This window comes from Burkholderia sp. Bp9140 (assembly GCF_003853425.1).
Lineage (GTDB): Bacteria > Pseudomonadota > Gammaproteobacteria > Burkholderiales > Burkholderiaceae > Burkholderia.
Genome location: NZ_QTPQ01000025.1, coordinates 123,390 through 130,709, shown reverse-complemented (window position 1 = coordinate 130,709; position 7,320 = coordinate 123,390). Strand labels below are relative to the sequence as shown.

Here is a 7,320-nt window from a genome sequence, read left to right as displayed (position 1 = left end):
AATTCCGGCAACTGCATCAACCTAAAAACGGCGAGCCCACTAACTTACGAATGGTGTACTCGGCGGGGTAAGGTCAACACGTCAGAAACGATTTCGCGAGCATCTTTCTCAAGCCAGCCTTCTTCGTTGTGGGTTTTCTCAAGGAAGGCCAGCGCCGACGAAAACTCGATCTGGTACGTGGAAAGACCACCGTTTCCGCCCAAATAGGCAACCCGATGCACGAAACCATGGACCGGACGATAGACAGGGACAGCAAACGGGGCCGTGACTTGCTGAATCTGTAGAGTGACAGGCTGGTGCATCAGCGACAGCAGCGCGGTGTCGTCGCGCGTCGACGCAACGTCGATAGTGTATGAATAGTCACGCCCGATTCTGGCCGATCCGCGCGCACGTAACGGCACCAGCGCATTCTCGCCGAGCGGCGTATTCAGCATTAACAGTCGCCCCTGCTGCAAAACGCCCTTACTGATCGCCTCGTAGAGGTCGCGAAACTTCAGGTCCCCGAGTGCGGACGGTCTGATATCCATTTTCGTTATCTCTCTCAGGTTCGACCGTCAAAACAGTGACGCAAAGACGGTCAGCCATCGCGACAGCAAGTCGCTCGCGCGATTTTATTCTAAAGTCTGAGAAATATGATTCGGCCTGACAGAATTTGATGCCCGGTTGCCCAGCGAAGCGGAGGCTCGCGTTCAGACACGATCTGCGACAGCGAGTCGTTTGCTTCCAGATGCCGAACAGCCCCTCCTCTTCCATCAACCGATGGACGAAATTCCAGTCATCTTCACACTGTGTACAGTACGATCTCGACGGAAGCTGCTTGGACAGCGCGAAGTCAAATCGACCCTTCGCCTGCGGATGCACGTTGAATACATCGCGGAGAATCTCGTCGATTGGCTTGTCCTACCAGATGCGCTGATCGCGGGGAAATTTCAGAAAATGCATCCATGATGCGAAGCTGATCTGGTCAGTCCACCTTCCGATCCCAGCTTTCGCACTGCATAGACATACCCGTTGCGGGAAAGATACGAGCGATCTGCCTGCTGAATCCAGAGGGTGACAGGCTGACCGATCAGTTTTTTCAGTTCGAGATCGCTGCGCGTCGACAGGACGTCGAGCACGAAATCGAAATGTCGACCGAGCCGGGTGCACCCCACTGCGCGCTGGGACAGCTCGGTCCCATCGATACTAAAGGGTGTGGATCATGCTTGCCGCGCTATCGAATGGCCGCACTGCCCCAATAACATCAATCGCAACCGACTCCGTATAGTCGTCCGAAGCCATCCTGCCCCTCGACGCGGACACGGGGCGACGGTTTGCCCGCGTGGGCGCCGGCGCGATGGATCAGTGCTCCCAGCCTCCACGCTTGCCCCCTTTCACTTTATTCGCCCCGCGCCCGGACCGTCGGCTACCGTTCCGTCCGCCGCCCCCCCCGCGCACGAAACTTGCTGGAACACGCGATAATGTCCGCGACCAACCCGCAACCGCGCATGAAAAACCACGTTTTCAAGACCGCCCTGCTCGTCGCGCTGCTCGCATTCGGCGCATTCGGCGCGTCCGGCGCCGCGTCCGCCAAGTCGCTCGACGACTCACTGGACTGCCATTCGAACGGCCATAAATTCGTCGCGCCGCTGCTCGCGGCCGGCGACATTCAGTCGGAGCCGATGCACGTCGAAGCGAATTCGGTGAACGCGTTCCGTACGAACCATCCGCTGACCGCCTACGGCTTCGGCGTATACGTCGTGCTCGGCTACCAGGCGAACGACCCGATCTTCCAGCCGGGCGACGGCACGCCGATCGGTAACTGGGCGTACGGCGTCGTGGTACGCGGCACGAAGGGCGCGGTCGAGCAGGCCGTGCGCAAGGCCGGCAGCGACGCGACCGTCAAGCAGGCGTTCCCGTTCCTGACCGCGATCGTGTGCTCGGACTGAGCACGTCGTCAAGAAAGCGGCGCGAGCGCGCCGCGTCGGCTCAGGGCGGTCAAGCGCCCGTATAAACCACGCGATACGGAATGCCGACCTTCTCCCACTCGGCCGCTTCCTGGCTGAGGCTGTAGTCGGTCAGCGGGTTCTGCTCGACCCATGCGCTCGGCAGGCGCACTTCATACCCGCCCTTCTTCATCTGCGACACGGAAATGTCCGGCAGCCCCGCATCGGTCCGGCGCCGGCACAGCAGCGCGGCCAGCCGCAGGCAGAACAGCAGCGGCCATTCGACCTCGCGCGCCTGCGACAACTTGCCGAGCTTGCCCGCATGCCCGAGCACGAGCGCGGCAAGGCGCGCCTGGTCGGTGCGCGAGAAACCGGGCATGTCGGCATTGCTCGCGATATACGCCGAATGCTTGTGATACGAGCTGTGCGAGATCGACAGGCCGATCTCGTGCAGCGCGGCGGCCCAGCCGAGGAACATCCGGCCTTCCTCGCGCGCTTCTTCATCGGATTCATCGAGCTCGTCGTAGAACCGCACGGCCAGTGCGCCGATGCGCTCGGCCTGCGCGCGATCGACGCCGTAGCGGCGCGTGAAGCCCTCGACGGTCACCGCGCGCATGTCCTCGTGCTGGGTCCGGCCGAGCAGGTCGTACAGCACGCCGAGACGCAGCGCGCCATCGGTGGTGTCGACATAGTCGACACCGAGTTCCTCGAACACGGCGAGCATGATCGCAAGCCCGCCGGCGAGCACCGGCACGCGATCGGGCTTCAGCGCGATCAGCTTCAGCCGGTTCACGTTCTCGGACTTGATCAACGCGCGCTTCAGGCGTTCGAGCCCGCCGCGCGAAATGCCGTGCGTGACGCCCGCGTCGTTGAAGCCGTTCGCCTCGACGAGTTCCGCGAGCGCACGCGCGGTGCCGGACGAACCGATCGCCTGGTCCCATCCGGCCTTCTTGTACTCGCTGGAAATGATCTGGATCTCGCGCTTGGCCGCGAGCTCGGCCTGCCGCATCGTGTATTCGTCGACGTTGCCGGCCGGGAAGAACGCGCGGCTATGGCTCACGCAGCCGATATAGAGACTCTCCATCACGATCGGCGTGTAGTGCGAGCCGATGATGAATTCAGTCGAGCCGCCGCCGATGTCGACGACGAGCCGCTTGCCAGCGCTCGCCGGCACCGAATGCGCGGCGCCCGCATAGATCAGGCGCGCCTCTTCGCGGCCCGCGATCACTTCGATCGGAAAACCAAGCGCCGCTTCGGCCTCGCCGAGAAATTCGCCCGCGTTCTTCGCGACGCGCAGCGTGTTGGTCGCCACCGCGCGCACATGATCGGGATGGAAATCGCGCAGGCGCTCGCCGAACCGCTTGAGTGCCTCCCAGCCACGCTCCTGCGACGCGCGATCGAGCATCTTGTCGCTCGACAGGCCCGCGGCCAGCCGAACGGGCTCGCGCAGCGCATCGACGGGATAGATCTGGCTGCCCGCCGGCGTTTCCTCGACGCGCCCGACGATCAGCCGGAAGCTGTTCGAGCCGAGATCGACGGCTGCCAGCAAGTGGGGGGATGTAACCATCAGAAAGGAGCTCCGTGCGCGTTCGCCCGCGGCAGCCGTTCCGGCCACGCTGGACGATCAATCAAAGGCGACATTTTAAGCGTGGAACGCTTGCCGTTGCCACGCTTCACGGGCATGTACACGGGTAGATTGTATATGGCCGAAACATTTATGAGACGAAACGGTTCCGGCGTAGAATTTCCCGATATAAATACACCACCGTCATCAACACGTCATCGTACCGTGAGAGTTTCCGAGCGTCCTTTCGAATCATCGCCCGAATCACCCCCTACTCTGCCGATGTCCGTCCGTTATCCGCTTCTCAATCGTGAACTCGGCATCCTCGGTTTCAACGAGCGCGTGCTGGCCCAGGCAGCTGACCCGCACATTCCGTTGCTCGAGCGACTGCGCTTCATCTGCATTACGAGCAGCAACCTCGACGAGTTCTTCGAAGTCCGGATGGCCGGCCTCCAGGAACAGATCCGCGACAACCCCGGCGCACTGACGCCCGACGGCATGTCGCTGCAGCACGCCTACGATCTCGTCGTCGAGCGTGCGCAACGGCTCGTGCACCGCCAATACACGATGCTGCACGAAACCGTGCTCCCCGCGCTCGAACAGGAGGGCATCTACTTCCATGCGAGCGACACGTGGAACGACGAGCAGCTCGAATGGGCGCGCCGCTACTTCCTCGATGAACTGCTGCCGGTGCTGACGCCGATCGGCCTCGATCCCGCGCACCCGTTCCCGCGCGTGCTGAACAAGAGCCTGAACTTCGTCGTCGAGCTCGAAGGCCGCGACGCGTTCGGCCGCCAGGCGGTGATGGGCATCGTGCAGGCGCCGCGCGCGCTGCCGCGCGTGGTGCGCATGCCGCAGGCGCTGTCGGGCTTCGAGCACGGCTTCGTGCTGCTCAGCTCGTTCATGCAGCGCTTCGTCGGCGAACTGTTCCCGCAGCTCGTCGTGAAGAGCTGCAACCAGTTCCGCATCACGCGCAACAGCGAGCTGTTCGTCGACGAAGACGAAATCACCAACCTGCGCGTCGCGCTGCAAGGCGAACTGCCCGCGCGCCACCTCGGCAACGCGGTGCGGCTCGAAGTGTCGGCGGACACGCCGGCGCATATCGTGCGCCGCCTGCTCGAGGAAGGCCTGCTCGGCGAGAAGGACTGCTATCGCGTGGCCGGCTCCGTGAACCTCGTGCGGCTGATGCAGATCCCCGATCTCGTCGATCGCCCCGACCTGAAGTTCGCGCCGTTCGCCGCATCGATCCCGCCCGCGATCGTCAACACGCCGACGATGTTCGACGCGATCGACGACGGCGACATCCTGCTGCACCATCCGTACGAAAGCTTCCAGCCGGTGCTCGAACTGCTGCAGCAGGCCGCGAAGGACCCGAGCGTCGTCGCGATCAAGCAGACGATCTACCGCACCGGCACCGATTCGCCGCTGATGGACGCGCTGATGGAAGCCGCGCGCAACGGCAAGGAAGTGACCGTCGTCGTCGAACTGCTCGCGCGCTTCGACGAGGAAACCAACATCAACTGGGCGTCGCAACTCGAAGCCGTTGGCGCGCATGTCGTGTATGGCGTGGTCGGCCACAAGTGCCACGCGAAGATGATGCTGATCGTGCGGCGCGTCGTGAAGGACGGCAACGCATCGCTGCGTCGCTACGTGCACCTCGGCACCGGCAACTATCACCCGCGCACCGCCCGCCTCTATACCGACTTCGGGCTGATGACGGCCGACCAGAAGATCTGCGAGGACGTCCACCACGTGTTCCAGCAACTCACCGGGATCGGCGGCGAGCTGACGCTGCACGAGCTGTGGCAGTCGCCGTTCACGCTGCATCCGCGCATCATCGAATCCATCCGCGCGGAGATCGACAATGCGCGCGCCGGCAAGCGCGCGCGCGTGGTCGCGAAGATGAACGCGCTGCTGGAGCCGTCGGTGATCGCCGCGCTGTACGAAGCGTCGCAGGCCGGCGTCAAGGTCGACCTGATCGTGCGCGGCGTGTGCGCGCTGAAGCCGGGCGTGCCGGGGCTGTCGGAAAACATCACGGTGCGCTCGATCGTCGGCCGCTTCCTCGAACACCACCGCATCTACTATTTCCACGCGGGCGGTGCCGAGGACGTCTATCTGTCGAGCGCCGACTGGATGGACCGCAACCTGTTCCGCCGCGTCGAAGTCGCGTTCCCGGTCCGCGAGCGCAAGCTGAAACGCCGCGTGATCGCCGAAGGGCTGTCGGTCTGCCTCGGCGACAACCAGTCGGCGTGGCTGATGCACAGCGACGGGCACTACCGCCGGCGTCGCGCGGGCAAGACGATCCGCAACGCGCAACTCGGGCTGCTTGCGAAGTTCTGTTCGTAGGCACGCACGCGGTACGCACGGCTCGCGCGCCGCGCAACAAGCAAAAAAGCACAGCCCGCGGGCTGTGCTTTTTTGCTTCGAACGGAGCATCGAGGCAACGCCCCTGCCGGCGTCACACGCTCACGCTTCGAACGCGGCCGGCCGGATCGCGATGATCCGCGAGCCCGGGAAGCGCGCGGTGAATGTGCTGCCGCGCCCTTCCTCGCTCTGCACGTACAGGTGCGAATCGTGCCGCTGCAGCACGTGCTTGACGATCGCGAGGCCGAGCCCCGTGCCGCCCGTATCGCGCGAACGGCTGCGGTCGACACGGTAGAAGCGCTCGGTCAGCCGCGGCAGGTCGGCGGCCGGAATGCCGAAGCCGCTGTCGGTGACGGAAAACACGCCCTGCGCGCCCTCGCGCCGCCACGACACGACGATCTTGCCGCCGTCCGGCGTATAGCGGATCGCGTTGGTGACGAGATTCGCGAACGCACTGAATACTTCGGTCTGCGCGCCGGTGACGCCGAGCGTCTCGTCGATCGAGAACGCGATCTCGTGATGCCCGTTCGACAGCGTCTGCGCATCTTCCTTCAGATGGTCGAACACGGCACGCATGTCGATCGCGTGATCCATCGGCGGCTTGCTCTCTCCTTCGAGCTTCGCGAGCACCAGCAAGTCGGTAACGATGTGGCGCATGCGCGACGCCTGCTGCTCCATCATCTCGAGATAGCGCGCGCGATCCTCCTCGTTCAGCGGCAGTTCGCGCATCGTCTCGAGGAAGCCCGACAGCACGGTAAGCGGCGTCTTCAGCTCGTGCGACACGTTGGCGACGAAGTCGCGCCGCATCGCGTCGGTCCGCTCGAGCTCCGTGATGTCCTGCGTGAGCAGCAGCTTGCGGTTCTCGCCATACGGAAACACCTGCACTTCCAGCACGTTCTGCCGCGAGTCGCCCATCCCGCGCATCACGAGCGTCTCGTCATAATGCTGTGCGTTCAGGTAGCGGACGAAATCCGGATGACGCACCAGGTTCGTGATGTGCTGGCGCAGGTCGCGTTTCGCATCGAGGCCGAAATGCACCTCGGCGATCGCGTTGCACCACTCGATCTGATCATGGTCGTCGAGCATCGCAACGCCGTTCGGCGACGCCTGGATCGCCTGGATGAAGCGCGAATGCTGCTGCTCGACCTGCCGCACCTGCGCGTGCCACTGCTTCGCGAGCTTGTGCAGCCGGTAGTAGATTTCGCCCCAGATGCCGGGTGCGCTCGGCACCTCGCCGTACACGGGTGCATCGAGCAGACGCCACAGGCGTTGCGTATGGAAGGTGCTGAAGAAGCCCTGCGCGACCAGCATCACGACCGCGAACCCGAGGGCCGCGGTCGGGCCGGCGAACACGCCGACCAATACGCTGATCAGCACGAGCAGCACGAGCGACACGAGAAAGCGCGCCCAGATGATGTTCATGATTCAGCGCCCGAAAGAATGAACGGCATGCCGCGGCACACGGCA

4 protein-coding genes and 2 pseudogenes are annotated in these 7,320 nt (G+C 63.8%); 2 read left to right on the top strand and 4 right to left on the bottom strand.

Annotated features, from left to right (window positions below):
- Nucleotides 1-74: 74 nt before the first annotated feature.
- Both DIE21_RS21465 and DIE21_RS21460 read right to left on the bottom strand, forming a co-directional pair.
- Nucleotides 75-527 (bottom strand): annotated as a pseudogene (locus tag DIE21_RS21465) (contractile injection system protein, VgrG/Pvc8 family); the annotation flags it as partial.
- Between the two features lie 190 nt (nucleotides 528-717).
- Nucleotides 718-1,163, bottom strand: a pseudogene (locus DIE21_RS21460) (phage late control D family protein); the annotation flags it as partial.
- 324 nt (nucleotides 1,164-1,487) lie between these two features.
- Between DIE21_RS21460 and DIE21_RS21455 the strand changes: the two are divergent.
- Nucleotides 1,488-1,928 (top strand): hypothetical protein, encoded by a 441-nt coding sequence (locus DIE21_RS21455; protein ID WP_124499605.1) that lies wholly within the window; start codon nucleotides 1,488-1,490, stop codon nucleotides 1,926-1,928.
- A 49-nt stretch (nucleotides 1,929-1,977) separates the two neighbouring features.
- Here the strand turns inward: DIE21_RS21455 and ppx are convergent, their stop codons facing one another.
- Nucleotides 1,978-3,492, bottom strand: coding sequence for an exopolyphosphatase (gene ppx, locus DIE21_RS21450; protein WP_124499604.1), 1,515 nt, complete (start codon nucleotides 3,490-3,492; stop codon nucleotides 1,978-1,980).
- 279 nt (nucleotides 3,493-3,771) lie between these two features.
- On the opposite strand from ppx, the gene ppk1 reads away from it, so the two are divergent.
- Nucleotides 3,772-5,835 (top strand): polyphosphate kinase 1, encoded by a 2,064-nt coding sequence (ppk1, locus tag DIE21_RS21445; RefSeq protein ID WP_124499603.1) that lies wholly within the window; start codon nucleotides 3,772-3,774, stop codon nucleotides 5,833-5,835.
- A 120-nt stretch (nucleotides 5,836-5,955) separates the two neighbouring features.
- Here the strand turns inward: ppk1 and phoR are convergent, their stop codons facing one another.
- Entirely contained in the window at nucleotides 5,956-7,275 is a 1,320-nt protein-coding gene (gene phoR / locus DIE21_RS21440; RefSeq protein WP_124499602.1) for a phosphate regulon sensor histidine kinase PhoR, read from the bottom strand.
- Nucleotides 7,276-7,320: the final 45 nt, after the last annotated feature.